The sequence below is a fragment of the Ruegeria sp. AH12 genome, assembly GCF_056541465.1.
Genome location: NZ_JBQFYL010000004.1, coordinates 193510 through 219506 on the forward strand (window position 1 = coordinate 193510; position 25997 = coordinate 219506).

Below are 25997 nucleotides of genomic sequence, written 5' to 3' on the forward strand. Positions count from 1 at the left end.
GTTTTCTCGTCCTTTATTGCCAAAGCGACGTGTGGTGCGGCCCCGTTTTGGCAACCGCGCACTATAGAATATGGGAAGAAACCAGGATGTCCACAAGGTCTGGCGTGATAACGTCTGACACACTATCTTGTTGGATAAGCACCACAACCAGCCCGAGTCGCCAATGAACGCGCCCACCGACCTTTCGATGAAAACCGATGACGTTTTGCGGGTTGAGCTTGAGGTATTTCGACGACAGCACCGTGATCTGGACGAAGCCATCGAAGCACTGCATGACCGCGGCACGGCAGATCAGCTGACCTTGCGGCGGCTGAAAAAGGAAAAACTGCGCCTGAAGGACATCATCCGATTGATCGAGGATCGCCTGACGCCGGACATCATCGCATGATCCAAGCCTAACGCATTGCCACGAAGGCGGATTTGGATATATTGCGCGCGCTGCTAACGGGCGGGGATCAAGCGGATGGGCAACGTCAAAGTCGGGATCATCATGGGCAGCCAGTCGGACTGGCCCACCATGAAAGAGGCCGCCGATATTCTGGATGAGTTGGGCGTATCTTACGAAAAACGCATTGTTTCAGCCCACCGCACGCCAGATCGTCTGTGGGAGTATGGCAAAACCGCTGTCGAGCGCGGCCTGAACGTGATCATCGCAGGCGCAGGCGGCGCGGCGCATCTGCCGGGCATGATGGCCTCGAAAACGCGGGTGCCGGTGATTGGTGTTCCCGTTCAGACACGCGCGCTGTCCGGCGTTGATTCGCTGTATTCCATTGTGCAGATGCCCAAGGGTTTCCCGGTTGCCACCATGGCCATCGGATCGGCGGGTGGCGCAAATGCAGGGCTGATGGCCGCCGGTATTCTGGCACTTCAGGATGACGCGTTGGCCCAGCGGCTGGATGCATGGCGCATGGCTTTGTCAGCCTCTATCGCAGAAGAACCCGAAGGATGAGCCGGATCGGCTTTGTCGGAACCGGCCACATCGCGGCACCTATGGTGCGCTTTCTGGCGGCCAGAGGTCATGACATCTGGGTCACCGAACGCAGTGTCAAGGTGTCGGCGCAACTCAAATCAGAACTGGGTGTGACGGTCGCGGATGTCCAATCAGTGCTCGACGCATCGGACATCGTGTTTTTGTGTCTGCGCCCACAGGTGGCCGCTGATATTCTGACCCCTCTGACCTTTCACGCGGATCAACAGATTATTTCCGTGATGGCCGCCGTTTCGACGGATCAGCTGGCAAAGCTCTGCGCACCCGCATCAGATTTCGTACAAACCATCCCGCTGGGCTTTCTGGCAACCGGCGGTTGCCCCTTGGCCGCCCTTGGCAATGATCGCCTGCTGGCCGATCTGTTCGAACCGGAAAATCCGGTGATCAAGGTCGCGGATGAGGCCGCGCTGAACGCCCATTTCGCGATCTGCGCCATGGTGCCGGGGATGCTGGATTTGATGGCAACCGGCGCGAATTGGCTGTCCGATCAAACCGGAAACGCAGACGGAGCAGAATTTTATACGACGCAACTGATCTCGGGCTTTCTTTCCGCGATGGAAAAGGGCAAAGCGGGGCAACTTGCGGCAGAGCGCGATGCGCTGGCCACCGATGGAACGCTGAGCCTGCAGATGACCGATGCCTTGCGGTCAGGCAAAGCACATGACGCGCTGAACGTAGCCCTGGCCGCGATCGGTAAACGGTTGGAGACCTGATGATGACAAAAACGCTGGCCCCCGGTGCAACGATTGGAATTCTGGGCGGTGGTCAGTTGGGCCGCATGCTGTCAGTCGCGGCGGCGCGGCTGGGCTTTGTCAGCCATATCTACGAGCCCGGCGCGAACCCACCTGCCGGTCAGGTCGCAGATCGGGTGACAACGGCGGCGTATGACGATGCCGAGGCGCTGAGGGCCTTTGCAGATTCGGTCGATGTCATCACCTATGAGTTCGAGAACATCCCGACCGAGGCGCTGGATATACTGGAAGCGCACCGCCCTATTCGCCCTGGACGCGAAGCCTTGCGCGTCAGCCAGGATCGGCTGACCGAAAAGCGGTTCTTGCAAGATCTGGGTCTGAACACGGCGCCTTTTGCGGATGTGTCAGATCTGAGCAGCCTTGAGGCCGCAATTTATCAGATCGGAACCCCGGCCATCCTGAAAACCCGCCGGTTCGGTTACGACGGCAAAGGTCAGGCGCGTTTGCGGACACCCGAGGATGCCGAAGCGGCCTTGGCAGACATGAATGGCGCGCCCTCGATCTTGGAAGGGTTCGTTGATTTCAGCCATGAGGTGTCAATTATTGCCGCACGCGGGCTGGACGGTCAGGTCGCCTGTTTTGACCCAGGCGAGAACGTTCATCGGGACGGTATTCTTCACACGACCACAGTGCCTGCCCGCCTGCGTCCCGCGCAGCGCACAGATGCGATCTTGCTGGCGGCTAACATCCTGAACGCGCTTGATTATGTCGGGGTAATGGGGGTCGAGCTGTTTGTGACATCAGAGGGTTTGATCGTGAATGAGATCGCGCCGCGCGTCCATAACTCTGGCCATTGGACGCAGAATGGTTGCGCCGTCGATCAGTTTGAACAGCATATCCGCGCTGTGGCTGGTTGGCCCTTGGGGGACGGGCAGCGTCATTCGGATGTCGTGATGGAAAACCTGATCGGCGCCGATATGGACCGCGTTCCTGAGCTGGCTCAGGAACGGGACGTCGCCCTGCACCTCTACGGTAAGGCCGAAGTAAAGGCAGGCCGGAAGATGGGACATTTTAACCGGATCACGCGCGAATAGAAATCACGCTGACGCGTGATGCCTACGGCGGAGGTATTTGTGAACAAGAGAAGCGGGCCGGGTTTAAGAGATGAACCGGGCCGCGATGTCCCCGGACATGTAGCTGATACGCCCTCCGGCCAGCGTGGCGGCGACGCGGTGGCTCTTCCGATCCAGAATGACAAGGTCAGCGCGTTTGCCCGGCTCTATCGTGCCTCGGTCTTTTAGGCCCAGAACGCGCGCGGGACCTGATGAGATCAAATCCCAGGCACCAGCCAGATCCCGCAGGCCGCTTTTGGCCAACATCAACGCCGCACGGCGCGGGCTGGGGTAGTGATAGTCCGAGGCCAGCGCATCACAGAGCCCCATGGCAATCAGTTCAACCGCGCTGGCATTTCCTTTGTGTGAACCACCCCGGACCACATTGGGTGAACCGAGGATAATGTGATCCCCAGCCGAACGCGCGGCCTCGGCCGCTTCCAGAGTTTCGGGGAATTCAGAGATGTGAATGCCGCGCTCCCGCCACCATGCCCGGGCATCTGCGGTTGCATCATCGTGGCTGCCGAGGCGAATACCCAGCCCTTCTAGCTCAGCGCATAGCGCTTCGATCGCAGCGGGAACTTCTGCCTGGCGGGCATGCATATCAAGCAACATCTGGAAATGAGCATCTGGGTTGCGCCCTGCTTTCAAAGCTTGCCCGGTCAGGCGTGGCGGTTTTTTTCCCTGCGAAAGTCGATCATGTGGCAAGTGGTCGTTGAAGACCACGTAAGGCACTTGCCAGTCTTTGATCCGAACAGCCAGACCGGCATAGTCGTCCAGCATGTGGGTTTCGAACCTTAACTGGGGGATCAAGTCTGTGACGGTGCTGTTCCTAACAGCAGCAATCGCATCAAAGACCTGCGCGGCAAAATCGGGGCCGCGTACGCCACCTTCCCAGCTATAGAACTGCGCCAGTACTCCGGTGGTGATCCCGTTTGCCGCCAGCTCTGCCTCGACCGACAAAATGCCCTCGTTCATTTGTTTCATGGCACCCCGGCGCGGGGCGATATGGCGTTCGAAACCGTCACCATGTAGGTCGATGATTCCCGGAAGAACCAAAAAACCAGTCAGGTCAATCTGACGCCCAGCGCTTGAGGCCTGCACCTGCCCATCAGCTATTGCAACGGGCTCCTGTGTCAGCCCTACGCTCGGCAACAGCACTTCGGCGTTGCAGAGCGTCAGCTCCAGCATGGTCATCTGGTTGGCTCCGACTCTGGCTCAGAGCAGTCCTGCCCGATGCAAATCTCGTCAATGATGTCAGTGACCCCATCCAGCCAGGTTATCTGTGGATCAAATTCACCGAACTCGATGAAATGCAGGGCCTGTGCCATCACGCGCGGATTGTTCATCATGAACGTGTGTGTCACCGGCAGAACGAGATGATCCGCCATGCCATCCACCTTGGTGGTTCGAACCGAAACCTTACCATCGTCCCGCCCATCGATCAGTGAAGAAAACACCGGGTTCAATGAGTTCTCGCCCGCGATCACACCCAGTTCGAACTCCACTGACGGTAGCTTTTGGGGGATGCCTTCGGGTCCAGTGCCCAGTTGCAATCCGGCGGGGCCGTTCAGGTAACCGAACACTTCCCATGCGCTAAGTTCGTCAACAAGTTGGCTGCCCTGATTGGGTGGGCCCAGCATGACGACACGGCCCAGTTTTTCCGGTGCGTTGTCCTGAAGCCAATACCGCAACAGGATACCGCCCATGGAATGCGCGACAACATTGACTGTATCTTCGCCGCAGGCTGCAAACGCATCGGGCAGGGTCTGTTCAGCCAGTTCGGGAATGCCCAGATCTGTCGACGGATAGCCCGGACGGATGACGGTGTAGCCATGGGCTTTGAACAACTGCTCCATCACCGAGAACGACGCCTCGGTCCGCGCCAGCCCATGCAGCAGGATGACACATTTGGCGCTGGCCACTGCGGGCAGGCATAGGAAAATGAGGGCAAGCAGAATTCTCATGACCGCCCAATACTGCCTATGAGGGTCTGAGGGAAGACCTACCCTTGGGTCCGGCGCAGAACGGCCAAGGCGATGCCACCCAGCACCAAAGCTGCCCCAGCCAACAGCCGCGCGCCTGCAACTTCACCCAACAGGACCATGCCGCCGACAATCGCGATCACTGGCACACTCAACTGAACCACCGCGGCAACCGAGGGCGCGAGTTGCGGCAAGACCCGGTACCAAAGCGCATATCCCAGGCCCGACGTCACCCCGCCTGACAAAATAGCCAGCGCACATCCGGCTGCATTGATCTGCCAGTCGCCCCCCAAGAAAACCAGCGCCAACGTCGTTACTGGAAACGCGACAACAAAGTTCGCCGCTGTCCCGGCCAAGGCGTCAGGCTCGGACCGCCCAACCAAAGAATAGATCGCCCAACCAAAACCAGCGGCGACCATCAGCGCCGTCCCCGCTGCGTCTACCTGAACCGCTTCGGTCGGCCATAGTACAAAGGTCAAACCAATCAAAGCGACCGCAGCACCTGCAATTTGGCGTCCTGTGGGTGTCGTCCCAGTCAATGCGCCGATCACAAACATGGATATCTGAACAACCCCGAACAGGATCAGCGCCCCAAGACCCGCATCCAGCGTTAGATAGGCCACCGAAAACCCTATCATGTACAAGGATAGGGACCCTGCCCCCAAAACCCGCCACCTAGAACGCAGCGGCATTCCACCCTTGCGCGCCCACACCAACAGACTGAGAACCACCGCGCCAGCCAGAACGCGTACAACTGCAAAGCTGGCAGGATCGCTGGCACCACTGTCAATCGCCAGCCGGTTCAGGATCGAATTCGCCGCAAAGGCGCACATGGTCAGGGCGGTCAGCAAAAGCACTCTCATCCCAACCGCATACCTGCTTCTTTCAGGTTTGCACACTCACATTCCTGCAAAAGCCTCCATAGCTTCTTCTGTTCAAAAATACCTCCGCCGGAGGCATGGCCGCAAAGCGGGCATTCAAAACGAAACGAGGCCGCCCGAAGGCGACCCCATCGATAAGCACTAAGGCCTAAGCAGCTTACATCATGCCGCCCATGCCGCCCATGTCGGGCATGCCACCACCAGGTGCCGCGCCCTCTTTGGCGGGCTTGTCGGCAACCATCGCTTCGGTGGTGACCAGCAGGCCAGCAACCGATGCCGCGTCTTCCAGAGCTGTCCGGACAACTTTGGCAGGGTCGATCACACCGAACGAGAACATGTCGCCATATTCTTCGGTCTGAGCGTTGAAGCCAAATGCTGCGTCCGAAGATTCACGGACTTTGCCCGCAACAACCGCACCGTCAACACCTGCGTTCTCGGCGATCTGGCGCAGCGGCGCTTCGATGGCCTTGCGAACGATGTTGATGCCAGCGTCCTGATCGGCGTTTGCACCTTTCAGCGCTTCCAGTGCTTTACCGGCCTGAACCAGAGCAACACCACCGCCCACAACAACGCCTTCTTGTACAGCAGCGCGGGTTGCGTTCAGAGCATCGTCCACACGGTCCTTACGCTCTTTCACTTCGACTTCGGTCATGCCGCCGACGCGGATAACGGCAACACCGCCTGCCAGTTTGGCAACGCGCTCTTGCAGCTTCTCGCGGTCATAGTCGCTGGTGGTTTCTTCGATCTGAGTGCGGATCTGGCCAACGCGGGCTTCGATCTCGGCTTTCTCGCCAGCACCGTCGACGATGGTGGTTTCGTCTTTGGTGATTTCGATTTTCTTGGCGGTGCCCAGCATGTCCATGGTGACGGACTCGAGCTTCATACCCAGGTCTTCGCTGATGACCTGACCACCGGTCAGGATTGCGATGTCCTGCAGCATGGCTTTGCGGCGGTCGCCGAAGCCCGGTGCTTTGACAGCAGCAATTTTCAGGCCGCCGCGCAGTTTGTTGACAACCAGAGTTGCCAGCGCTTCGCCTTCAACGTCCTCAGCAATGATCAGCAGCGGCTTTTGCGACTGGATCACTTGTTCCAGCAGCGGAACCATCGGCTGCAGCGAGGACAGTTTCTTTTCGTGCAGCAGGATCATGCAGTCGTCGAGTTCTGCGATCATCTTGTCTGCGTTGGTGACGAAGTAAGGCGACAGGTAGCCACGGTCGAACTGCATGCCTTCGACAACATCGGTCTCGGTTTCCAGACCTTTGTTTTCTTCGACGGTGATAACGCCTTCGTTGCCAACCTTCTGCATCGCGTCTGCGATCTGGCTGCCGATTTCGGCTTCGCCGTTGGCCGAGATGGTGCCAACCTGAGCTACCTCAGCCGAGTCCTTGACTTCGCGCGAAGCAGCTTTGATGCCTTCAACAACCTTGGCAGTTGCCAGGTCGATGCCGCGCTTCAGGTCCATCGGGTTCAGGCCAGCAGCAACCTGCTTCAGACCTTCTTTGACGATGGACTGTGCCAGAACGGTTGCGGTGGTGGTGCCGTCGCCGGCTTCGTCATTGGTACGGCTGGCGACTTCTTTCACCATCTGCGCGCCCATGTTTTCGAACTTGTCTTCCAGTTCGATTTCCTTGGCAACCGAAACACCGTCTTTGGTGATGCGCGGTGCACCGAAGGATTTGTCCAGAACCACGTTACGGCCTTTGGGGCCCAGGGTCACTTTAACAGCATCGGCCAGGATGTTCACACCTGCCAGCATGCGGTTACGGGCATCGGTGTCGAACTTGACGTCCTTTGCAGCCATGTCGTTTCTCCTTGAGAAATAAGTTGTAAATGAAGATCAGAGTGAAGCGCGGCGGCTTACTCGATGATCCCCATGATGTCGCTTTCTTTCATCATCAGCAGCTCTTCGCCGTCGACCTGAACCTCGGTGCCCGACCATTTGCCGAACAGGATCTTGTCGCCAGCTTTGACAGCCATTGCGATCAGCTCGCCGCTGTCTTTGCGGGCGCCTTCGCCGGTCGCGACAACTTCGCCTTCACTGGGCTTTTCTTTTGCACTGTCGGGAATGATCAGTCCGCCTGCGGTTTTTTCGTCGCTTTCGGTACGGCGAACCAGCACACGGTCATGAAGCGGTTTCAATGCCATCTTTGCAGCTCCTTGGGCTCAAAGTTTATCTATCCTCCCCTCACCTGTCGGTGAGGCGTTAGCACTCAGTGGGTTCGAGTGATAACGCGGCATAGCTAGGGTGTCGAAAGAAGCGAGTCAACAAGTTGAAGCGAAATTTTTTGGCCAAACCTGATCGGTCATGTGGTTGATTGCGAAGGCCAGCTGCATAGGTAGGCCACGACAAAAACAATATGGGGCAAATTCGATGCGCAGATTCCAATTTCTTGCCGTCGGCCTTCTACTTTTGACTTATGTGACCACAGGTCCGGCCACGCCGGTTCAAGCGCAGAGCCTGACTGATACTGTCAAGGCATGGGAGCGCGAACTTGACGCAAGGATTGGGGTGCTGCTGTACGAGGTCGACAGCGGATTGGAGGTTGCCTATCGCGCGGATGAACGGTTTGCGATGTCCAGCACATTCAAACCTCTTTTGTGCGGCGCGATTTTGGCAGGGGTCGACACAGGTACCCAAGCGTTATTGGAACGCGTTACCTATCAGTCATCTGACCTCGTCGACTACTCGCCAGTCACCAGTAAGCACGTGGAATCCGGCATGACCGTGCGAGACCTGTGCAAAGCAACCATAACGATCAGCGACAACACCGCAGCCAACCTGTTGTTGCAGCGATTGGGCGGGCCCAGCGAACTAACCAGCTTTCTGCGGACTACAGGCGACGCCACCACTCGCCTTGATCGCTGGGAAACAGCGCTGAACCAAGCCACACCAGGTGATCCACGCGACACAACAACGCCCCGGGCGATTTTGGAGACGTTGGAAAGGCTGCTGGATGGCACGCGCCTTTCACCAGCCTCCGCCGCTCAACTCAGGCAATGGATGATCGAAGATCAGGTCGCCGACGAGCTCATCCGCCCTCATGTCCCGGAAGGTTGGACAATCGGTGACAAGACCGGCGCTGGCGGCCACGGTAACCGCGCGATCATCGCTTTTCTCCAAACACCAGAACCTCGCACCTATCTGGCGGCTATCTATCTCACTGAAACAAGCGCATCCTTTGCAAAACGCAACGCTGTGATTTCCGATATTGGCCGTGCAATGATTGCCGAAATCGACGCGCATGCTGAGTGAATAAGCCCATCCGCGCGGCTAGGTTTCATCCGCATCTTCCCAGCTATAGGCCCAGTGCTTCAGCCCCTCTTCACCCGCAGGGGACAGGCCATAAACACCTGTCTCAACCTTATCGAACCAGCCATAGTGGTTTTCACGCATCAAACGTGTAGCGACGGAAACACCGGTCGCAGCCGCAACCTCAGAACCTTTGGTTGCGCCGTGCTCTGCCAGATGAGCGGCGCACTTTAATGCATCCTGACGATAAGCGGTCACAATCCCGTACCGAGTCGCACCACCAGCGTTGGGGTCACCCTCCAGTCGATCAAATTCCCGCAGCATGCGCGCTGCTTTGACCTTGTTCTTTCGCGGCGCGTAGGGCCCGGGATCACACTGCACTTCGACCGCGCCATCGGCACGAACAGTGATCAGCCCCAAACCCAAACGGCGGCACATCGCCAGGTTATCGCGCAGCGCGCGTCTGGCCGTGCGCCCCGTAGGCTTGCTGACCCCCAGATAGACCTGATCGGTGATCTTTAGCCGCGCAATGGCCTGATGAAACAAGGCCAGCGAGAACCGCAATTTAAGCTCGACAATTACGGGGTCAGACCCGTCGCGCACCGCCATGATATCCGCCGGGCCCACCTCGCCCTTCACGGTATAACCTTGACGCTCTAACAACGCCTTGATCGGGGGATAAAGATCCTGCTCGCGCTCCATGGCCCGATGCTATGGGTTTCGGGCAGAAATACCAGATGCGTCGCCTTGAATATGCTGCATTTGCATGACTAAGTCCTTGCCTGACCCATCCCGGAGGATCGCACATGCGCCTGTTGGCCCTGATCGGATTTATGCTGCTGCCCGCCACGGTACACGCCACCTGCGAAGGGCACGACCTGCGCCCGCTGATGTCTACCGCACAGCAGGACCGCCTGGATCAATCCCTCGCCAGCATTCCCTATGCGGAAGGCAACCATTGGATCGCCCGCAAAGGGGACACCACGCTGCACCTGATCGGAACGCTCCATACCAATGATCCTCGCATGGATGCGGTGGTTGAACGCCTGACCCCTGCCCTCAGCCAGGCGGATGCCTTTTACTTCGAGGTCACTCAGGCCGAGATGAAGACATTTGAACAGGGTCTCGCACAGGATCTCAGCCCAGTCATGATCACCTCAGGGCCCACACTGATCGACCTGATGAGCGCTGAGGACTGGGCGAAGCTGTCCAACACACTGGCGGAGCGTGGCATTCCCAGCTGGATGGCGGCAAAGATGCGCCCCTGGTTTCTCAGCATGATGCTGGGTATCCCGCCCTGCCTGATGCAGAGCCCAGATGCCAAATATGGTATGGATGCGCGGCTGACCGATCTGGCCGAGACACATGACATCCCGCAGCAATCCCTTGAACGGGTCGAAGATCTGATGACCATGTTTGACGATCTTCCAATGCAAGAGCAGGTAGAGTCACTGGTTCGGATGACCGGTGCGTTACAAAGCGACGCCAATCACCTGGCCACGATGGCCAACGCCTATCTGGAAGAAAAGCACGCCCAAATCCTGCAACTCGCGCGGCTACAAGGGCTTGAGGCGTCGGGGCTTTCTGAAACCGAATACGCGGTGGAATGGGACCGGTTCGAATATAAGATGTTGGTACAACGCAATGCCAATTGGATGGAGCACATCCTGAGCATTCAGAACCAGACCGCCGTCATCGCGGTGGGCGCTGGCCACTTAGGTGATGATTTCGGGCTATTGGCCTTGCTGGAACAGGCCGGATACACGCTGACCCCTGCACCTTTTTAGTCATTCGGGCACCGCCCAGGACGCATCAGACGAACCGTCGCATGCGCGAAGCTGTTGGTGACAATTGGTTTGGACCAACCTATAAGGCGCGCAAAATTACAATCCTCAGGATACAATCATGACAACCCTTGTATTTGGCCACAAATCTCCGGACACCGATTCCACAGGCTCACCGATCCTGTGGTCCTGGTATTTGAACGAAATCAAAGGCGAACAAGCCGAGCCCGTCTTGCTGGGCGAACCCAACACCGAGGCCGCCTTTATGCTGCAGCGTTGGGACCTGCCCAAACCGCGCATCATCTCGGATGTCGAGGCAGACTCGCCAATTGTCATCGTCGACACCAACAACCCGGCCGAACTGCCCGCAAGCGTCAACAGCGCGGATATCCGCGCCATCATCGACCACCATAAGCTGGTTGGCGGTCTGGAAACCAAAGGCCCGATCGACATCACTGTGCGCCCGCTTGCGTGTACCGCGACGATCATGGTCGACCTGATCGGCGACGACGTGGCCAAGATGCCCGACGCCGTCAAAGGGGCCGCGCTGACCTGCATCCTTTCCGACACACTGGAGTTCCGCTCACCCACCACCACTGCGCATGACCGCGCCGTAGCCGAGAAACTGGCGGCTGAGCTGGGGCTGGACGTTTCGGCATATGCGGCCGATATGTTCGCAGCAAAATCGGATGTTTCGTCTTTCTCGGACGCCGAACTGATCCGCATGGATAGCAAGGAATACGAAGTTGACGGCACCAAGTTCCGCGTCTCGGTTCTGGAAACAACAGCGCCCGGAGTTGTGCTGGACCGCAAAGACAGCCTGGCTGCTTCGATGGTAGACGTTGCCAAGGAAGACGGCGTCGATCAGGTGTTGATGTTCGTCGTTGATATTCTGAACGAAGAAGCCACGCTGCTGGTGCCCAACGATCTGGTCAAAACTGTCGCCGAAAAGAGCTTTGACGCTACCGTTGATGCAGACACCGTGGTCCTGCCCGGCGTCATGAGCCGTAAGAAACAGATCATCCCAAATCTGAAAGTTTGATCGCAGACCACCTAACAGACCAAGGCGCCCATCCGGGCGCCTTTCTTCTTTTTGCGAGGCTCTGCCTCGCGCTCCGAGATATTTAGAGCCAGATGAACAAAGGATCCCTGCTTCATCTGGCTCTAAATATCTCGGGGGAGCCGTCCAAAGGGCGGCGGGGGCAGAGCCCCCTCTGGCAAAACCTGTTTCCGTCTGCCATAGCCTAAGCAACCCGCGCCCCATCGCTGAAAGAGAGCCAATGACCCAGATCATCTCCTCGCTGACCGAGATTTCGGACCGTTACAAAGCGCTGTTTGTTGACCTCTGGGGATGCGTCCACAACGGTATTACGGCGTTTCCCGAAGCGGTAGCTGCATTGCAATCCTATCGTGCGGCGGGCGGTTTGGTTGTTCTGGTGACCAATTCGCCCAAACCACGGGCCGGGGTTGCGTCGCAATTGGCGCAGTTCAATGTGCCAGCCGATGCCTATGACACCATCGCGACCAGTGGAGATTCCGCCCGGTCTGCAATGTTCCGCGGCGTTGTGGGGCACAAGGTCTATTTCATGGGAGAATGGGAGCGCGACGCTGGTTTTTTCGAGCCACTGAAGCTGCTGGATCACCCAATCCATATCGACCGCGTTCCACTGGATCAGGCCGAAGGGATCGTATGTTGCGGGCCCTTTGATCCCATGGCGGACCCGGATGTGAACCGCGCGGATTTTCTGTATGCCAAGCAGATGGGAATGAAACTGCTCTGTGCGAACCCGGATATCGTGGTGGATCGGGGCGAGGTGCGCGAGTGGTGTGCCGGGGCCCTGGCGAAGCTTTACACTGAAATGGGAGGCGAAAGCCTCTATTTTGGCAAACCTCATCCGCCGATCTACGATTTGGCCCGTCGCAGGTTACAGGAGCTGGGCGCAGACATCCCGGATGGGGACATCCTGGCCATTGGTGATGGCCCCCACACCGACATTCTGGGTGGTATGGGTGAGGGAATCGATACGCTGTTTATCTCGGGCGGTTTGGCCGCAGCTGAAACAAAAACAACACATCATCCGCACGAAGAATCCCTAACTGGCTATATTCAAAAAGAAAAGATCAACCCAACCTACACGATTGGGCGTTTGAGATAGAAATTTTGGGCTTGATTTTCTGCAGTTGCGAAGTAATAAAGTTGCCATTCTAGGGCGATCAGTGGATTTTTGTTTCACGATCGATGTCAAGTGAGGGCAACATGTTGGACAATCTTCCGCGCGGAACGATCTGTATCGAAGACATCGAAATGGGCATGACCCGTTACTTGCGCAAAGTGGTGACAGACGAAGATATCGAGATGTTTGCCCAGGTGTCCACCGACCGGAACCCGGTGCATCTGGATGATGACTATGCGCGCGATACGATCTTTGAGGGCCGTATTGCACATGGGATGCTAACAGCGGGTCTGATCTCGGCCGTGATTGGCGAGCAACTGCCGGGCCATGGCACAGTATACATGGGCCAATCGCTAAAATTCCTGGCCCCGGTACGCCCCGGCGATATGGTCTATGCAGAGGTCAAAGTGATCGACATCGAATTCGCCAAGCGCCGCGTCAAGCTGGACTGTCATTGCTCGGTCGATGGGAAGAAGGTTCTGATCGGCGAAGCCATGGTACTGGCCCCGTCGCGTAAATTCGACTGATAAGCACTATTTTCTAAGATGCCATGGTGCACAGTTGATCTGTGTCATTCGCCTCAGATGCAAAACCGCTAGCCTCTGCGCAATCCACAGGTTTCGCATCAGAGGTTATCTATGGCCGCAACAAGCAAAGAAGAATTACTAAGCATTACGCGGAAAGAGTTCCTGAAACTGAAGACACTGATCGCCCCTATTTCGGCGGCCAATGCACTGCGCAAGGATGATGAGGATACATCAATCAAGGATGTAATCGCGCACAGGGCACATTGGATCGAGCTGTTCTTGGGTTGGTACACCGACGGTCAGGCTGGAAAGACAGTGTATTTTCCGGCAGAGGGCTACAAATGGAACGATCTGCGCCGCTACAATGCTGAACTGCGTCAGCAACAGGCACACATCTCTTGGGAAGATGCGCTGGTGGCTTTGGATCAAGCTACGGAAAAGCTGGACGCATTCTTGCGTTCCTGTTCAAACGCCGAACTTTATGATGGCCCTATGAAAGGGGCGAACAACAACTGGACAACAGGCCGTTGGGCTGAGGCAGCAGGACCCAGTCATTTCCGGTCAGCCGCCAAGTACATTAGGGCAAGGCTGAAGTCGCTCTAACGCGCTGACTAGTCAGAAAGACCCGCAGCGTTCCTAGCAGGAATTTTTCGACCACTCGGATGAGGTGCTTGAACATAGCTGGGATGAACAGTACCCACTTCGCATGCAGATCATCCGAGACTTCCAGTTTGTTGAGCCAAAAGATCGCGGCGCGAGCGTGGCGATCGGGAATTTTGATGGCGTACACCTTGGGCATCAGTCGGTCATCACGCTGGCCCGCAACGCGGCCCCTGATGCGCCGCTGGGTGTTTTGACGTTCGAGCCACATCCGCGTGAGTATTTTGCCCCCGACACACAGCCCTTTCGGCTGATGCGCGGGAATGCGCGGGCGCACCGGCTGGAAAAGCTGGGCGTGGAAAAACTGTATGAACTGCCCTTCAACGCTGCACTTGCTGGTCTGTCACCCGAAGAGTTTGCCCGCAATGTGATCTGCGATGGCCTCGGCCTGTCGCATGTAGTTGTCGGCGCCGATTTCTGCTTTGGCAAAGGGCGCAGCGGAACGGCAGATGATCTGGTCCGCTTTGGGCAGGATATGGGATTTGGCGTGACCATCGCACCGCTGATGGAGCGCTCCGACAACGTGGTATCCTCGACCGCGATCCGCACAGCACTCAGCGAAGGCCACCCGCGGGACGCTGCCACCATGCTCGGCCACTGGCACCGGATCGAAGGTGAAGTGATTGGGGGCGAGCAGCGCGGGCGCGAGTTGGGTTTTCCCACCGCCAATATGTCCATCGAAGGGCTGCACCCACCAAAATTCGGTGTCTATGCCGTATTGGTCGATGTGCTGGATGGCCCGCATCAGGGCAGCTATCACGGCGCAGCGTCAGTTGGGGTGCGGCCCATGTTCAACGGTGAAGTGCCCAATATTGAAACCTTCCTTTTCGACTTTTCAGGCGATCTCTACGGGGCGACTCTGTCGGTGGGTTTGATTGATTTCCTGCGCCCGGAACTGACCTTTGACGGGCTGGACGCCCTTATCGTGCAAATGGATGCGGATTGCGAAAAGGCGCGCAGCATTCTGGACAGCCTATGAGCAAAGACCCGATTGAACGCAGAGGCTTGCCTGCCCGGTTCTGGGAACGCAAACCCCTGCGCAAGATGAACCAGCGCGAATGGGAAGCTTTGTGCGACGGCTGCGGCAAATGTTGCCTGAACAAGCTGGAAGATGAGGACAGTGGCGAGGTTGCCCTGACCTGCGTTGCTTGCCGATTGCTGGATGATGAAAGCTGCCGGTGCACGCAATATGATATTCGACATCAATTTGTGCCTGAATGCATCGTCATGACGCCCGACAACATCGACGATCACGCCTATTGGCTGCCGCAAACCTGCGCCTATCGTCTGCTCTGGGAAGGCAAGCGGCTGTACGATTGGCACCCTCTGATATCTGGCACGCCGGACAGCGTGCACGCGGCGGGCGTTTCCGTTCAGGGGCGCACCGTCTCCGAGTTTGAAACTCCCATGGAAGAGTGGGAAGACCACATTATTGAGGAGCCAACCTAATGTTCTTTGCCTCTGACAACTCCGGCCCGGTCCATCCCAATGTTCTGGCCAAACTGGCCGAGGCCAATCAGGGCTATCAGATGGCCTACGGGGCGGACGCGATGATGGATGAGGTTCGTGCACGCATTCGCGAGATCTTCGAGTCTCCGAACGCTGCGGTCTACCTGGTAGCAACCGGGACGGCGGCGAATTCGCTGGCTCTGGCCACCTTGTCCAACCCGTGGGAGACGATCTTTTGCTCGCCAGTTGCCCACATTCACGAGGATGAGTGCAACGCGCCCGAATTCTACAGCGGAGCCAAGCTGACGCTTGTTCCGGGCGGTGACAAGATGGCGCCCGACGCGTTGCGGGGTTCGATCCTTGGCGAGGAAACACGCGGCGTTCACGGCCCGCAGCGCGGGCCTGTGTCGATCACGCAGGTGACTGAACGCGGATCGGTCTATACGCTGGAAGAGTTGCAAGCTCTCTGCGCCGTGGCCAAGGAATTCGAGCTGCCTGTGCATCTGGACGGCGCACGTTTCTCCAACGCTTTGGTTGCTTTGAACTGTTCGCCCGCTGAGATGACATGGAAAGCCGGCGTCGATGCGCTCAGTTTTGGCGGCACCAAGAACGGGTTGTTGGGTGTCGAAGCCGTTGTATTCTTTGACGAAAGCAAGGCATGGGAGTTTGAATTGCGCCGCAAGCGCGGGGCGCATCTGTTTTCCAAACACCGCTACCTGTCTGCCCAGATGGCGGCCTATCTGGACGGTGATCTGTGGCTGAAACTGGCGCGTCGGGCAAATGCAAACGCAGCCCGGCTGGCCGATGGCCTGCGTGGAAAAGGGGCCGAGTTTTTGCATGAACCGCAGGCCAATATGATCTTCGCCTCCTTCCCACGCTCTCAACATAAGCACCTGCATGAGGCGGGTGCTCTCTATCATTTGTGGGGTGCTACGTTAGACGGTGAAGATGAGAGCGAGTTGCTCGCCTGTCGGCTGGTTTGCGACTGGTCAATCGGGGCTGAGGATATCGATCGCTTTCTCAATCTGCTTTGAGCGGGCTTCGGCTTTCCCAAAACTCATCAAGCAGCACCGCTGTTTCAGCCGGATGTGAAATTGGCAGCATATGCCCTGCGCCAAACACTTTGGTGTGGGTTGCATCGGGCAGGCGCTGTTTTAGTCCATTGCAAATGGCTGGCATCACCGGATGACTTTCGGACCCGCTCAGCAGCAGGATTGGCATTGAGGCGCGCTTTAGGGCTTCCGGGGCGAGCAACCCAAACGCGTCATCATTAAGCGCAGCATGAACAGCGGGGACTGCATCAATGCCTCGCACCATACTGGCCCGTGTACGTTCCGGTAGATCAGACCATTTGGGGCTGATCTGCGTGCTCCACATCCGGTTGAACAGCCGCGCCGCCAGGGTCTTGTCACCATTGGCAAAGGCGTCAGCTATCGGCTCAGCATCCTTTTCGTGCTGGTCAAAAAGATGTCGCGCGTCCCGTTTTGCTATCGCGAAGAAGACAGGTTCGATCAAAACCAAACTGCGAACGCGATCGGGATGTTCGATCGCCAGTTTCAGTGCGATCATTGCGCCAAACGAATGCCCCACCATATCCATGGGTTTGGTCAACTCAGCAGCAAACAATCCGCTTACCGCATCGAAATAGTCACCCTGCCCATCCCAATCCGGACTCAGGCCATGCGAAAGCATATCCGGTGCGGTGATACAAACATCGGGGACCAATGCTCCAGCCAAAGCGACCCACGCCCCGGAATGCGCAATCGTGCAATGAAGGGCGAACACGTCGCGCGCGCCCTCTCCGATCCGCCTGACATAGATCGAGGGCTGTGGTTCGGAAGGAAATGTCACCCTTTCAGTTCAGCCAGATGCCGATCGAGGTCGTCCAATCGGTCTTGCCCCCAGAACCTTTGATCATCTGGTGTGATGTAGAATGGTGCACCGAACACGCCTCGGTCTACGGCCTCTTCTAAATTGGCGGCATAAGTTTCTGCCCCAACCAATAGCCCACTATTGGCCAGATCCGGGTCAAACCCGGCATCAGACAGGCAGGACCGGATCACATCATCTTGTGCCACATCCTTTTCTTCAGCCCAGCACGCGCGCAAAAGCGAATGGCACAGCTTACCTACATCGCCTGATCCATCCTTGATCGCCGCGATCACCGCATAGGACGACGGTGCCATATTGGTGGGCCAATGCGCCGGTTGCAGATTGAAATCCATGCCCAGATTCCTGGACTGCCGCAGCAGCTCTTGCGCGCGGTATTCAATGCGAGAGATATGCCTGTCTTTCGGCGGAATGCCCCCGGTGCGCGCGAACAGGCCCATGATATCCAGCGGTTTGTAGTTAATCGTCGCACCATGCTTCGCCGCGACCTCCTCCAGTCGGGTGCCGGCAAGGTAGCTATAGGGCGAAATTGTCGCAAAATAGTAGTCAATCTGGGTCATGTTCACTTTCTCCGCTGCGTTACCTTTGCGGGACGGTAGACCCATGCTAAGCGGTGTCAACATCACGAATCTGTCACATTGCCAAAGCTGCCCGGGGACCTCAGCCGATGCCGACACTTCACGAACCCAAGCTTATCGCTGGGAACGCCAATCTTCCGCTTGCCGAAACCATCGCACGCCGCATGAGCTTGCATCGCGGTGTTGACCAGGGACTGGTCGATGCGCGAGTCGAACGCTTCAATGACGGAGAGATTTTCGTCGAAGTGTTCGAGAATGTGCGCGGTGAGGATATGTTCATTATCCAGCCGACCTCGAACCCGGCGAATGACAACCTGATGGAACTGCTGATCATCGCTGACGCGCTGCGCCGATCCTCTGCTCAGCGCATCACCGCAGTGATCCCGTATTTCGGCTATGCCCGTCAGGATCGTCGCACCAAGGCTCGTACGCCTATCAGTGCAAAGCTTGTGGCCAACATGCTGACCGGCGCCGGGATCGAGCGCGTTTTGACCATGGACCTGCATGCTGCGCAGATTCAGGGATTCTTTGATATCCCGGTCGATAACCTCTATGCCTCGCCGATTTTTGCGTTGGATGTGAAAACCCAGTTCAAGAACAATCTAGACGAGATCATGGTGGTCTCACCCGATGTCGGCGGCGTGGCCCGCGCGCGGGAACTGGCCAAACGGATCAACGCGCCGCTATCGATCGTGGACAAGCGCCGCGAAAAAGCCGGTGAAGTCGCCGAAATGACCGTGATCGGGGACGTGAAGGACAAGATCTGCCTGATTGTAGACGACATGTGCGACACCGCCGGAACACTGTGTAAAGCAGCGCAGGTTCTGCTGGATAACGGCGCCAAGGAAGTCCATTCCTACATCACACACGGTGTCATGAGTGGCCCGGCGGTCGAGCGTGTGACGAACTCGGTCATGAAGTCGCTCGTGCTGACAGATACCATCCAGCCGACACCCGAAGTTGCGAAAGCCCCGAACATCCGCGTCGTACCGACTGCACCGATCTTTACGCAGGCCATTCTGAATATCTGGAACGGCACCAGCGTGTCGTCGCTGTTTGAGGACAAGACGCTGACGCCGATCTACGAGTCGCTCTATCACATGGACTGAGTTCGAAATTAGGCGCAGGCCAATCATTCGACCCATATTGAACAGGATATCGGTGAGATGACCGCAATCAAACGTATCGTCCTTTCCAGTGACCATGCTGCAATCGAGTTGCGACAGGCGGTTGCAGCCCATATCTCGGCGCAAGGCTGGGATGTTTTGGATATCGGTCCGACGACGCCGGAAAGCACGCACTACCCCAAACACGGCAAGGCCGCCGCTCAGGTCGTTGCCTCAGGCGATTGTCAGTTGGGGATTGTTCTGTGCGGCACTGGACAGGGCATTATGATGGCGGCCAACAAAGTGCCTGGTATTCGCTGCGGCGTATGCTCCGACACCTTTTCGGCCCGTATGATCCGCCAGCATAATGACGCCAACATGCTCTCCATCGGCGCACGCGTTGTGGGTGAAGGCACAGCACTGGATATCGTGGATGCGTTTTTAGGTGCTGAATTTGAGGGCGGCCGCCATGCGACCCGCGTGGACATGATTGAGGCAGAGGACGATTAGGCACCCTCACCGCGTGTCTTCAGGATATGTTCCAATCATCCGCGTGAGGGACCTCGCCGATGGCTGTCCAACTCACCCGAATTCGAGCGACCCGGGTGTCTGACCATGTGCGGAACACCGCGGTAAACCCCTCAGGTGTTATATCCGCAGCTTTGACCTCGGCGCGCAGCGCGGACGAGGTATCCACGTCCCACAGAGAGATACCAACCTGCACCAACGGTACAGAGCGGAACGCTTCGGCGAACCGGATTGCAGATCGGCGCTCGCGCGGGCCTTCGCCCGTCCACATGTCGCCCCCTTCGGCAAACTCGGAAAACAGCACCTCTTCGCCCTGATCGATGCCGATGGGATGGGTTAGAAATTTCTTCATTCTGTCATCATTGTTCTTGAATTCCAGAAACCTACTCTGCCTTTTTCGCGAAAGCACGACAAAAAACGGCCCCGCAAAAGCGAGGCCGTTCAAGTGTTGCGCTGTTGAACCTGTTACAGGCTCATGTGCGTGCCAAGGGCTTCCATATCGGCCAGCAGTTTGGCGGCATCATCGACGATGGTCTGATCGTCACCGGCCTTGGCGGCCTCGTGCGAGGCGCGCGCCTCTTCGATCATCTCATCCAGATGCGACCGGGTCACTTCCGAAACCGGGATCGCCTTTTCAGCCAGAACTGAAAGGCTATCGCCGTTGATCTGAGCAAACCCGCCGGTGACCAGGTATTCGCTGGACCCTTCGGGTGCCTCGACTTTCAGCAGACCGGGGCGCAGTGTGGTGATGGTGGGGGCATGATCGGGCATTGCCGTCATATCCCCGTCCGCGCCGGGAATCTGGACCGCGCTGGCCTCAAGCGAAGCAAGGCTCCGCTCGGGGCTGACGAGGTCGAATTGCATCGTGTTTGCCATCAGGGATACTCCTTAGGCGGCTTCTGCGGCCATCTTTTCCGCTTTTGCGATCACTTCGTCGATGCCACCAACCATCAGGAAGGCTGCCTCGGGCAGGTGATCGTATTCGCCAGCCACAACAGCTTTGAACGATGCGATGGTCACGTCCAGAGGAACCTGAACACCCGGCGAACCGGTGAAGACTTCGGCAACGTCGAACGGCTGCGACAGGAAGCGTTCGATCTTACGGGCACGGGCCACGGTCAGTTTGTCTTCTTCCGACAGTTCGTCCATGCCTAGGATGGCGATGATGTCCTGCAGCGACTTGTAGCGCTGGAGAATCTGCTGAACGTCGGTCGCAACCGCGTAGTGCTCTTCCCCAACGATGGCCGGGTCCAACAGACGCGACGAAGAGTCGAGCGGGTCCACGGCCGGGTAGATACCCTTTTCCGAGATCGCACGGTTCAGAACGGTGGTCGCATCCAAGTGAGCAAACGATGTTGCCGGTGCGGGGTCGGTAAGGTCGTCCGCAGGCACGTAGATCGCCTGAACCGAGGTGATCGAACCCGACTTGGTCGAGGTGATGCGTTCCTGCAGGGCACCCATGTCGGTGGCCAGTGTCGGCTGGTAGCCCACCGCCGAAGGAATACGACCTAGCAGAGCCGAAACCTCGGAACCCGCCTGTGTGAAGCGGAAGATGTTGTCGACGAAGAACAGAACGTCGGTACCGGACTGGTCGCGGAACTGCTCGGCCAGGGTCAGACCTGTCAGAGCAACACGGGCACGCGCACCCGGAGGTTCGTTCATCTGACCGTAAACCAGGGCAACCTGCGATTCCGACAGGTTGTCCGGCTTGATGACGTTGGATTCGATCATCTCGTGGTACAGGTCGTTGCCTTCACGGGTCCGTTCACCAACACCCGCGAACACGGAAAAGCCCGAGTGCACTTTTGCGATGTTGTTGATCAGTTCCATGATCAGAACGGTTTTACCAACACCGGCGCCGCCGAACAGGCCGATCTTACCGCCCTTGGCGTAGGGGGCCAGAAGGTCAACAACCTTGATGCCGGTTACCAGAACTTCCGACTCGGTCGACTGTTCTGCAAAAGTCGGTGCAGGCTGGTGGATTGCGCGGGCTTCGCTTGCCTCAACCGGACCTTTTTCGTCGATCGGCTCGCCGACCACGTTCAGGATGCGGCCCAGGGTGGCGTTACCAACGGGAACCGAGATCGGAGCGCCGGTGTCGGTCACAGCTTCGCCGCGAACCAGACCTTCGGTCGCATCCATCGCAATGGTACGGACGGTGTTTTCACCCAGGTGCTGAGCAACTTCCAACACCAGGCGCTTGCCGTTGTTGGTGGTTTCCAGCGCGTTCAGAATTTCAGGCAGCGCATCATCGAACTGCACGTCAACGACGGCCCCGATGATCTGTGTGACCTTGCCTTTTGCATTCGCCATGTTTCGTCTCCGGTTTGTCTCTACAGCGCTTCGGCGCCGGAAATAATTTCAATCAGCTCGTTGGTGATCACGGCTTGACGCGAGCGGTTGAACTGGATCGTCAGCTTGTCGATCATCTCACCCGCGTTGCGTGTCGCGTTGTCCATCGCGGACATCCGTGCACCTTGTTCAGACGCTCCGTTTTCGAGCAGAGCCGAGAAGATCGCGGTTGCAACCCCCTTGGGCAGCAGGTCGGCCAAAATGGCCTCTTCGCTGGGCTCATAGTCGAAAATGGCACCGCTGTCGTCACCCGCCGCATCGTCCTCGAATGAGGCAGGAATGACCTGCTGTGCCGTCGGGATCTGGGTCACAACGTTGACGAACTTCGAATAGAAGATCGTGGCAACATCGAACTCACCCCCGTCAAAGCGGGACAGAACGTCCTTGGCGATGTCCTGCGCGTTGGTGTAGCCAATGCGCTTGACCTCGCTCAGGTCGACATGTCCAACGAACAGATCGCCAAAATCACGCTTGAGCGCGTCGCGGCCTTTTTTGCCGACGGTCAAAACTTTGACCGTCTTGCCCTGGCCTCGCAGCTCGTCCGCCTTTTGGCGAGCCAGCTTGGCGATATTCGAGTTGAAGCCGCCGCACAGACCGCGTTCAGCTGTCAGCACAACCAGCAGATGGACATCATCACTGCCCGTACCCCGGAGCAGCTTGGGGGCGCTGTCGCTGCCCCCGACCGACGCCGCCAGCCCCGCCATCACGACATTGAACCGCTCGGCATAGGGGCGCGAGGCTTCGGCAGATTCCTGGGCGCGGCGCAGTTTTGCAGCCGCGACCATCTGCATGGCCTTGGTGATCTTGCGGGTCGATTTGACCGACTCGATCCTGTTTTTAAGGTCCTTCAGACTAGGCATCGGAACCTCCTATCAAGCGAAGGTTGCGGCGTATTCGTCGATCGCTGCCTTGATCTTGTCGGACGCTTCACCTTTGACCTTGGGATCTTCGTCGGTGATCCATTTAAGCAGGTCAGCGTGCTTGCCGCGCAGATGCGCCAGCAGACCAGCCTCATAGCGGCCAACATCCGAGACTTCGATCTTATCGAGATAGCCGTTGGTGCCTGCGAAGATGACGCAGACGATCTCGGCGTTGGTCAGGGGCGAATACTGCGGCTGTTTCATCAGCTCGGTCAGGCGCGCACCACGGTTCAGCAGCTGCTGAGTTGCAGCGTCGAGGTCCGAACCAAACTGCGCAAACGCAGCCATTTCGCGGTACTGTGCCAGTTCCAGTTTAACCGGACCAGCAACCGATTTCATCGCATCAGTCTGAGCCGACGAGCCCACACGTGAAACCGACAGACCAGTGTTCACAGCAGGACGGATACCCTGGTAGAATAGTTCGGTTTCTAGGAAGATCTGACCGTCGGTGATCGAAATCACGTTGGTCGGAATAAACGCCGAAACGTCACCACCCTGAGTTTCGATAACCGGCAGAGCGGTCAGCGAGCCTGCGCCGAAATCTTCGTTCAGCTTCGCCGAACGTTCCAGCAGACGCGAGTGGAGGTAGAAAACGTCACCCGGATACGCTTCACGTCCGGGCGGACGGCGCAGCAGCAGCGACATCTGACGATAGGACACAGCCTGTTTCGACAGGTCATCATAGATGATCAGAGCGTGGCGGCCATTGTCGCGGAAGTATTCAGCCATAGCAGTCGCAGCGTAAGGCGCAAGGAACTGCATCGGCGCCGGGTCGGACGCGGTCGCGGCGACAACGATCGAGTATTCGATCGCGCCGGACTCTTCCAGTTTTTTCACCAGCTGCGCAACGGTCGAACGCTTCTGACCAACCGCAACATACACGCAGTACAGCTTCTTCGACTCGTCGTCGCCAGCGGCTTCGTTGTAGACCTTCTGGTTCAGGATGGTGTCCAGAGCCACAGCGGTTTTACCGGTCTGACGGTCACCAATGATCAGTTCCCGCTGACCACGGCCAATCGGGATCATCGCGTCAACCGATTTCAGGCCTGTTGCCATCGGCTCGTGCACCGATTTACGCGGGATGATGCCTGGGGCCTTAACGTCTGCAACGCCACGCTTCGACGCGTTGATCGGGCCTTTGCCGTCCAGCGGGTTGCCCAGACCGTCAACAACGCGGCCCAGCAGTTCGTCACCGATTGGAACGTCCACGATCGAGTTGGTGCGCTTAACAGTGTCACCTTCTTTGATGTCGCGGTCAGATCCGAAGATAACGACACCCACGTTGTCGCTTTCCAGGTTCAGCGCCATGCCCATGATGCCACCGGGGAATTCGACCATCTCACCGGCTTGCACGTTGTCCAGGCCGTATACACGGGCAATCCCGTCACCGACGCTCAGCACGCGGCCAATCTCGGCCACTTCGGCTTCCTGACCAAAATTCTTGATCTGGTCCTTTAGGATTGCAGAAATCTCTGCAGCTTGGATTCCCATTTATCCGACCTCTTTCATTGCATTCTGTAGGGAGTTGAGCTTCGAACGGATCGAACTGTCGATCATCTTAGAGCCCACTTTAACGACAAGACCGCCGATGAGGCTTTCATCCACGGTCGCATTGATTGTCACGGTCTTGCCCACACGCTCGGACAGCGTCTTGGACAGTTTATCCATTTGGGTCTTGGTCAGCGCCTTGGCCGAGGCGACATCGGCTGTCACTTCGCCACGCTCATCTGCCAGCATCTCGCGCAGAACCTGCACCAGTTGAGGCACCACGAACAGACGGCGTTTTTGTGCCATCAGACCGAGCGTGTTGCTGAGAAGGGTGTTCAGACCCATTTTCGAAGCGATTGCTGCAATCGCGCCCTCTTGCTCGGCGCGGGAAACCAGCGGTGAAGCAATCAAATCGCGCAAATCGGCGCTTTCGCCCAAAGCTGCTGCCAGATCGTTGATTCCGGTTTCCAGACCTGCAAGGTCGTTATTCTCTTTCGCGATCTCGAAGATCGCAGTGGCATAGCGCTCGGCGATGCCTGTGGAAATCGAAGCTGGTTCGGACACGTCCACCCTTCCGATATTTGAGGCCCCGATTTTGAGTAGCGGCCGCTACCTTGGGGCGTGAGGAAACCCCGTCCGTAAAGGGCGGGGATCAAAATCACCGGGGATGTAGCAGAGGTGAACCAACCTAGCAACATAATATAGTGGCAATGAATTTATCCACAAAACGTTTAAATTCAGCAAGTTAGAAAAAGTGCGACGCTTTGAACCTGTCTGACCGTTTAAAAAATGTTTCGAAACTGTAGGTTTTTGCGATTCCTGCGGCCTATTTGCCGCGGATTTACACCTGAATTCGCCTCAAAACGACGACATTGTGTCAGGCCGGTCTCAGCAATCCGTCGGATGCTTTGATCGGTCGTCTCACCGCATCTTTTGTCACGCTGCCGCTAGGTGGGCGCAGGTGTTTGCTGACCTCAACCATCAACACGCCGCCCGCCATGATTGTTGGCAAGCGCTGACCGGTTTTTTCAATCAGCCCGCTGGATTTCAGCCAGTATTTTCGAAACGAGGGCAGCAGATACAAGGCAGAACAGTGTTTTTCGGGCACAAAGTGATGGGCCTTCAGCTGATTTTCCAGCTGTGTCGCAGAATAGGGTCGCCCATATCCAAATGGGGTTTTATCCGACCGAGACCATAGCCCCGCCCGGTTCGGCACCACAAAAAAGGCCCTGCCACCAGGACCGAGCACACGCCAGCATTCCTCAAGCAACTGACTTGGGCGTTCTGAGGTCTCAAGCCCATGCATCACCACCAGCTTATCCACATGCCCGGTCTCAATCGGCCACATAGTTTCTTCGGTCAGAACCGACACGTTTGGCATACCGGCAGGCCAGGGCATCACCCCCTGCGGCCCCGGCATCAGGCCGATCACGCGGCGCGCATCCTTCAGGTATGGCCGCAAGAGTGGTACCGCAAAGCCAAAACCGGCAACCGTCTGCCCCTTGGCCTCGGGCCAAAGGTCCAGCAGGCGACCGCGAATAGCGCCCTGTGCCGCGCGCCCCAACGTGCTGCGGTAGTAAAAATTCCTGAGATCCTGCACATCAAGATGCATTGCGGTGACCTGATCAATCAG

At 57.5% G+C, this 25997-nt stretch carries 30 protein-coding genes; 15 read left to right on the forward strand and 15 right to left on the reverse strand.

The genetic code is table 11. The features are described from left to right. The first annotated feature begins 163 nt into the window (after positions 1–163). The 4 genes from ACR0EL_RS09770 to ACR0EL_RS09785 all read left to right on the forward strand — a co-directional run bounded on the left by ACR0EL_RS09770 (position 164) and on the right by ACR0EL_RS09785 (position 2774). Positions 164–388, forward strand: coding sequence for a YdcH family protein (locus tag ACR0EL_RS09770; protein WP_170536261.1), 225 nt, complete (start codon positions 164–166; stop codon positions 386–388). A 75-nt stretch (positions 389–463) separates the two neighbouring features. Further along, positions 464–949, forward strand: a complete 486-nt coding sequence (purE, locus tag ACR0EL_RS09775) for a 5-(carboxyamino)imidazole ribonucleotide mutase (RefSeq protein ID WP_480499652.1) — start codon at positions 464–466, stop codon at positions 947–949. Further along, complete coding sequence (locus ACR0EL_RS09780) at positions 946–1701, forward strand: NAD(P)-binding domain-containing protein (RefSeq protein WP_480499653.1); 756 nt, start codon at positions 946–948, stop codon at positions 1699–1701. The genes purE and ACR0EL_RS09780 overlap by 4 nt, the downstream gene beginning before the upstream one ends. Before the next feature lie 2 nt (positions 1702–1703). Beyond that, positions 1704–2774 (forward strand): 5-(carboxyamino)imidazole ribonucleotide synthase, encoded by a 1071-nt coding sequence (locus ACR0EL_RS09785; RefSeq protein ID WP_480499740.1) that lies wholly within the window; start codon positions 1704–1706, stop codon positions 2772–2774. Positions 2775–2837: 63 nt separating this feature from the next. On the opposite strand, the gene ACR0EL_RS09790 is transcribed toward ACR0EL_RS09785, so the two are convergent. The 5 genes from ACR0EL_RS09790 to groES form a co-directional block, all read right to left on the reverse strand. Then, on the reverse strand, positions 2838–3989 hold the full coding sequence (locus ACR0EL_RS09790) for an alpha-D-ribose 1-methylphosphonate 5-triphosphate diphosphatase (RefSeq protein WP_480499654.1): 1152 nt from the start codon (positions 3987–3989) through the stop codon (positions 2838–2840). After that, on the reverse strand, positions 3986–4759 hold the full coding sequence (locus tag ACR0EL_RS09795; protein ID WP_480499655.1) for an alpha/beta fold hydrolase: 774 nt from the start codon (positions 4757–4759) through the stop codon (positions 3986–3988). The genes ACR0EL_RS09790 and ACR0EL_RS09795 overlap by 4 nt, the downstream gene beginning before the upstream one ends. Positions 4760–4797: 38 nt before the next feature. Then, positions 4798–5640 (reverse strand): DMT family transporter, encoded by an 843-nt coding sequence (locus ACR0EL_RS09800; RefSeq protein WP_480499656.1) that lies wholly within the window; start codon positions 5638–5640, stop codon positions 4798–4800. A gap of 175 nt (positions 5641–5815) precedes the next feature. Next, positions 5816–7459, reverse strand: coding sequence for a chaperonin GroEL (gene groL / locus ACR0EL_RS09805; RefSeq protein WP_170536249.1), 1644 nt, complete (start codon positions 7457–7459; stop codon positions 5816–5818). A gap of 56 nt (positions 7460–7515) precedes the next feature. Then, positions 7516–7803: a co-chaperone GroES gene (gene groES, locus ACR0EL_RS09810; protein ID WP_170536247.1), complete on the reverse strand. Its 288-nt coding sequence runs from the start codon at positions 7801–7803 to the stop codon at positions 7516–7518. A gap of 226 nt (positions 7804–8029) precedes the next feature. On the opposite strand from groES, the gene bla reads away from it, so the two are divergent. Continuing rightward, positions 8030–8911: a class A beta-lactamase gene (gene bla / locus ACR0EL_RS09815; RefSeq protein ID WP_480499657.1), complete on the forward strand. Its 882-nt coding sequence runs from the start codon at positions 8030–8032 to the stop codon at positions 8909–8911. An 18-nt stretch (positions 8912–8929) separates the two neighbouring features. Here the strand turns inward: bla and ACR0EL_RS09820 are convergent, their stop codons facing one another. Then, complete coding sequence (locus ACR0EL_RS09820; RefSeq protein ID WP_480499658.1) at positions 8930–9610, reverse strand: DUF2161 domain-containing phosphodiesterase; 681 nt, start codon at positions 9608–9610, stop codon at positions 8930–8932. A gap of 104 nt (positions 9611–9714) precedes the next feature. On the opposite strand from ACR0EL_RS09820, the gene ACR0EL_RS09825 reads away from it, so the two are divergent. The 8 genes from ACR0EL_RS09825 (at position 9715) to ACR0EL_RS09860 (ending at position 16536) form a co-directional block, all read left to right on the forward strand. After that, entirely contained in the window at positions 9715–10695 is a 981-nt protein-coding gene (locus ACR0EL_RS09825; protein ID WP_480499659.1) for a TraB/GumN family protein, read from the forward strand. 118 nt (positions 10696–10813) lie between these two features. Further along, the gene (locus ACR0EL_RS09830; protein ID WP_480499660.1) at positions 10814–11734 is read left to right on the forward strand and encodes a manganese-dependent inorganic pyrophosphatase; all 921 of its coding nucleotides are present in this window, start codon (positions 10814–10816) and stop codon (positions 11732–11734) included. A 238-nt stretch (positions 11735–11972) separates the two neighbouring features. After that, positions 11973–12848, forward strand: a complete 876-nt coding sequence (locus ACR0EL_RS09835; protein WP_480499661.1) for a TIGR01459 family HAD-type hydrolase — start codon at positions 11973–11975, stop codon at positions 12846–12848. Between the two features lie 101 nt (positions 12849–12949). Further along, positions 12950–13393 (forward strand): MaoC family dehydratase, encoded by a 444-nt coding sequence (locus ACR0EL_RS09840; protein WP_353010419.1) that lies wholly within the window; start codon positions 12950–12952, stop codon positions 13391–13393. Between the two features lie 111 nt (positions 13394–13504). After that, positions 13505–13996 carry a ClbS/DfsB family four-helix bundle protein gene (locus tag ACR0EL_RS09845; protein WP_480499662.1) on the forward strand — a complete coding sequence of 164 codons (492 nt, stop codon included), beginning with the start codon at positions 13505–13507 and terminating at the stop codon, positions 13994–13996. Between the two features lie 103 nt (positions 13997–14099). After that, entirely contained in the window at positions 14100–15032 is a 933-nt protein-coding gene (locus tag ACR0EL_RS09850; protein WP_480499664.1) for a bifunctional riboflavin kinase/FAD synthetase, read from the forward strand. Beyond that, a complete protein-coding gene (locus ACR0EL_RS09855) occupies positions 15029–15502 on the forward strand; it encodes a YcgN family cysteine cluster protein (protein WP_480499665.1) in 474 nt (157 codons plus the stop codon). The genes ACR0EL_RS09850 and ACR0EL_RS09855 overlap by 4 nt, the downstream gene beginning before the upstream one ends. Next, positions 15502–16536 carry a threonine aldolase family protein gene (locus ACR0EL_RS09860; RefSeq protein ID WP_480499667.1) on the forward strand — a complete coding sequence of 345 codons (1035 nt, stop codon included), beginning with the start codon at positions 15502–15504 and terminating at the stop codon, positions 16534–16536. The genes ACR0EL_RS09855 and ACR0EL_RS09860 overlap by 1 nt, the downstream gene beginning before the upstream one ends. Here ACR0EL_RS09860 and ACR0EL_RS09865 read toward each other — a convergent pair. Next, positions 16523–17353 carry an alpha/beta fold hydrolase gene (locus ACR0EL_RS09865; RefSeq protein ID WP_480499668.1) on the reverse strand — a complete coding sequence of 277 codons (831 nt, stop codon included), beginning with the start codon at positions 17351–17353 and terminating at the stop codon, positions 16523–16525. The genes ACR0EL_RS09860 and ACR0EL_RS09865 overlap by 14 nt on opposite strands. Further along, positions 17350–17952, reverse strand: a complete 603-nt coding sequence (locus tag ACR0EL_RS09870; protein WP_353010407.1) for a 2-hydroxychromene-2-carboxylate isomerase — start codon at positions 17950–17952, stop codon at positions 17350–17352. The genes ACR0EL_RS09865 and ACR0EL_RS09870 overlap by 4 nt, the downstream gene beginning before the upstream one ends. 107 nt (positions 17953–18059) lie before the next feature. Here ACR0EL_RS09870 and ACR0EL_RS09875 point away from each other — a divergent pair, with 107 nt between their 5' ends. Together ACR0EL_RS09875 and rpiB are read left to right on the forward strand one after the other, a co-directional pair. Then, the gene (locus tag ACR0EL_RS09875) at positions 18060–19079 is read left to right on the forward strand and encodes a ribose-phosphate pyrophosphokinase (protein WP_353010405.1); all 1020 of its coding nucleotides are present in this window, start codon (positions 18060–18062) and stop codon (positions 19077–19079) included. A 57-nt stretch (positions 19080–19136) separates the two neighbouring features. After that, positions 19137–19586: a ribose 5-phosphate isomerase B gene (gene rpiB / locus ACR0EL_RS09880; protein ID WP_480499669.1), complete on the forward strand. Its 450-nt coding sequence runs from the start codon at positions 19137–19139 to the stop codon at positions 19584–19586. A 19-nt stretch (positions 19587–19605) separates the two neighbouring features. Here rpiB and ACR0EL_RS09885 read toward each other — a convergent pair whose 3' ends face one another. The 7 genes from ACR0EL_RS09885 to ACR0EL_RS09915 all read right to left on the reverse strand — a co-directional run bounded on the left by ACR0EL_RS09885 (position 19606) and on the right by ACR0EL_RS09915 (position 25976). After that, complete coding sequence (locus tag ACR0EL_RS09885; protein WP_480499670.1) at positions 19606–19956, reverse strand: H-type lectin domain-containing protein; 351 nt, start codon at positions 19954–19956, stop codon at positions 19606–19608. Positions 19957–20069: 113 nt separating this feature from the next. Then, complete coding sequence (locus ACR0EL_RS09890) at positions 20070–20480, reverse strand: F0F1 ATP synthase subunit epsilon (RefSeq protein ID WP_353010399.1); 411 nt, start codon at positions 20478–20480, stop codon at positions 20070–20072. Between the two features lie 12 nt (positions 20481–20492). Beyond that, positions 20493–21917 carry a F0F1 ATP synthase subunit beta gene (gene atpD, locus ACR0EL_RS09895; protein WP_170536211.1) on the reverse strand — a complete coding sequence of 475 codons (1425 nt, stop codon included), beginning with the start codon at positions 21915–21917 and terminating at the stop codon, positions 20493–20495. Between the two features lie 20 nt (positions 21918–21937). Further along, entirely contained in the window at positions 21938–22816 is an 879-nt protein-coding gene (locus ACR0EL_RS09900) for a F0F1 ATP synthase subunit gamma (RefSeq protein WP_480499671.1), read from the reverse strand. Positions 22817–22828: 12 nt separating this feature from the next. After that, positions 22829–24367, reverse strand: a complete 1539-nt coding sequence (gene atpA, locus ACR0EL_RS09905) for a F0F1 ATP synthase subunit alpha (protein WP_480499672.1) — start codon at positions 24365–24367, stop codon at positions 22829–22831. Further along, positions 24368–24928 carry a F0F1 ATP synthase subunit delta gene (locus tag ACR0EL_RS09910; protein ID WP_480499673.1) on the reverse strand — a complete coding sequence of 187 codons (561 nt, stop codon included), beginning with the start codon at positions 24926–24928 and terminating at the stop codon, positions 24368–24370. Between the two features lie 313 nt (positions 24929–25241). Then, on the reverse strand, positions 25242–25976 hold the full coding sequence (locus ACR0EL_RS09915; RefSeq protein ID WP_480499674.1) for a class I SAM-dependent methyltransferase: 735 nt from the start codon (positions 25974–25976) through the stop codon (positions 25242–25244). Positions 25977–25997: the final 21 nt, after the last annotated feature.

What these genes read in the sequence shown, in the direction of transcription:
- ACR0EL_RS09830 (WP_480499660.1), top strand. Translation starts at nt 10,814, where the DNA reads ATGACAACCCTTGTATTTGGCCACAAATCTCCGGACACCGATTCCACA.
- ACR0EL_RS09780 (WP_480499653.1), top strand. Translation starts at nt 946, where the DNA reads ATGAGCCGGATCGGCTTTGTCGGAACCGGCCACATCGCGGCACCTATG.
- groL (WP_170536249.1), bottom strand. Translation starts at nt 7,459, where the DNA reads ATGGCTGCAAAGGACGTCAAGTTCGACACCGATGCCCGTAACCGCATG.
- rpiB (WP_480499669.1), top strand. Translation starts at nt 19,137, where the DNA reads ATGACCGCAATCAAACGTATCGTCCTTTCCAGTGACCATGCTGCAATC.
- ACR0EL_RS09835 (WP_480499661.1), top strand. Translation starts at nt 11,973, where the DNA reads ATGACCCAGATCATCTCCTCGCTGACCGAGATTTCGGACCGTTACAAA.
- atpA (WP_480499672.1), bottom strand. Translation starts at nt 24,367, where the DNA reads ATGGGAATCCAAGCTGCAGAGATTTCTGCAATCCTAAAGGACCAGATC.
- ACR0EL_RS09885 (WP_480499670.1), bottom strand. Translation starts at nt 19,956, where the DNA reads ATGAAGAAATTTCTAACCCATCCCATCGGCATCGATCAGGGCGAAGAG.
- groES (WP_170536247.1), bottom strand. Translation starts at nt 7,803, where the DNA reads ATGGCATTGAAACCGCTTCATGACCGTGTGCTGGTTCGCCGTACCGAA.
- ACR0EL_RS09855 (WP_480499665.1), top strand. Translation starts at nt 15,029, where the DNA reads ATGAGCAAAGACCCGATTGAACGCAGAGGCTTGCCTGCCCGGTTCTGG.
- ACR0EL_RS09785 (WP_480499740.1), top strand. Translation starts at nt 1,704, where the DNA reads ATGACAAAAACGCTGGCCCCCGGTGCAACGATTGGAATTCTGGGCGGT.
- ACR0EL_RS09820 (WP_480499658.1), bottom strand. Translation starts at nt 9,610, where the DNA reads ATGGAGCGCGAGCAGGATCTTTATCCCCCGATCAAGGCGTTGTTAGAG.
- ACR0EL_RS09795 (WP_480499655.1), bottom strand. Translation starts at nt 4,759, where the DNA reads ATGAGAATTCTGCTTGCCCTCATTTTCCTATGCCTGCCCGCAGTGGCC.
- ACR0EL_RS09850 (WP_480499664.1), top strand. Translation starts at nt 14,100, where the DNA reads ATGCAGATCATCCGAGACTTCCAGTTTGTTGAGCCAAAAGATCGCGGC.
- ACR0EL_RS09900 (WP_480499671.1), bottom strand. Translation starts at nt 22,816, where the DNA reads ATGCCTAGTCTGAAGGACCTTAAAAACAGGATCGAGTCGGTCAAATCG.
- atpD (WP_170536211.1), bottom strand. Translation starts at nt 21,917, where the DNA reads ATGGCGAATGCAAAAGGCAAGGTCACACAGATCATCGGGGCCGTCGTT.
- purE (WP_480499652.1), top strand. Translation starts at nt 464, where the DNA reads ATGGGCAACGTCAAAGTCGGGATCATCATGGGCAGCCAGTCGGACTGG.
- ACR0EL_RS09770 (WP_170536261.1), top strand. Translation starts at nt 164, where the DNA reads ATGAACGCGCCCACCGACCTTTCGATGAAAACCGATGACGTTTTGCGG.
- ACR0EL_RS09800 (WP_480499656.1), bottom strand. Translation starts at nt 5,640, where the DNA reads ATGAGAGTGCTTTTGCTGACCGCCCTGACCATGTGCGCCTTTGCGGCG.
- ACR0EL_RS09825 (WP_480499659.1), top strand. Translation starts at nt 9,715, where the DNA reads ATGCGCCTGTTGGCCCTGATCGGATTTATGCTGCTGCCCGCCACGGTA.
- ACR0EL_RS09790 (WP_480499654.1), bottom strand. Translation starts at nt 3,989, where the DNA reads ATGACCATGCTGGAGCTGACGCTCTGCAACGCCGAAGTGCTGTTGCCG.
- ACR0EL_RS09875 (WP_353010405.1), top strand. Translation starts at nt 18,060, where the DNA reads ATGCCGACACTTCACGAACCCAAGCTTATCGCTGGGAACGCCAATCTT.
- ACR0EL_RS09890 (WP_353010399.1), bottom strand. Translation starts at nt 20,480, where the DNA reads ATGGCAAACACGATGCAATTCGACCTCGTCAGCCCCGAGCGGAGCCTT.
- ACR0EL_RS09845 (WP_480499662.1), top strand. Translation starts at nt 13,505, where the DNA reads ATGGCCGCAACAAGCAAAGAAGAATTACTAAGCATTACGCGGAAAGAG.
- bla (WP_480499657.1), top strand. Translation starts at nt 8,030, where the DNA reads ATGCGCAGATTCCAATTTCTTGCCGTCGGCCTTCTACTTTTGACTTAT.
- ACR0EL_RS09840 (WP_353010419.1), top strand. Translation starts at nt 12,950, where the DNA reads ATGTTGGACAATCTTCCGCGCGGAACGATCTGTATCGAAGACATCGAA.
- ACR0EL_RS09860 (WP_480499667.1), top strand. Translation starts at nt 15,502, where the DNA reads ATGTTCTTTGCCTCTGACAACTCCGGCCCGGTCCATCCCAATGTTCTG.
- ACR0EL_RS09915 (WP_480499674.1), bottom strand. Translation starts at nt 25,976, where the DNA reads ATGCATCTTGATGTGCAGGATCTCAGGAATTTTTACTACCGCAGCACG.
- ACR0EL_RS09870 (WP_353010407.1), bottom strand. Translation starts at nt 17,952, where the DNA reads ATGACCCAGATTGACTACTATTTTGCGACAATTTCGCCCTATAGCTAC.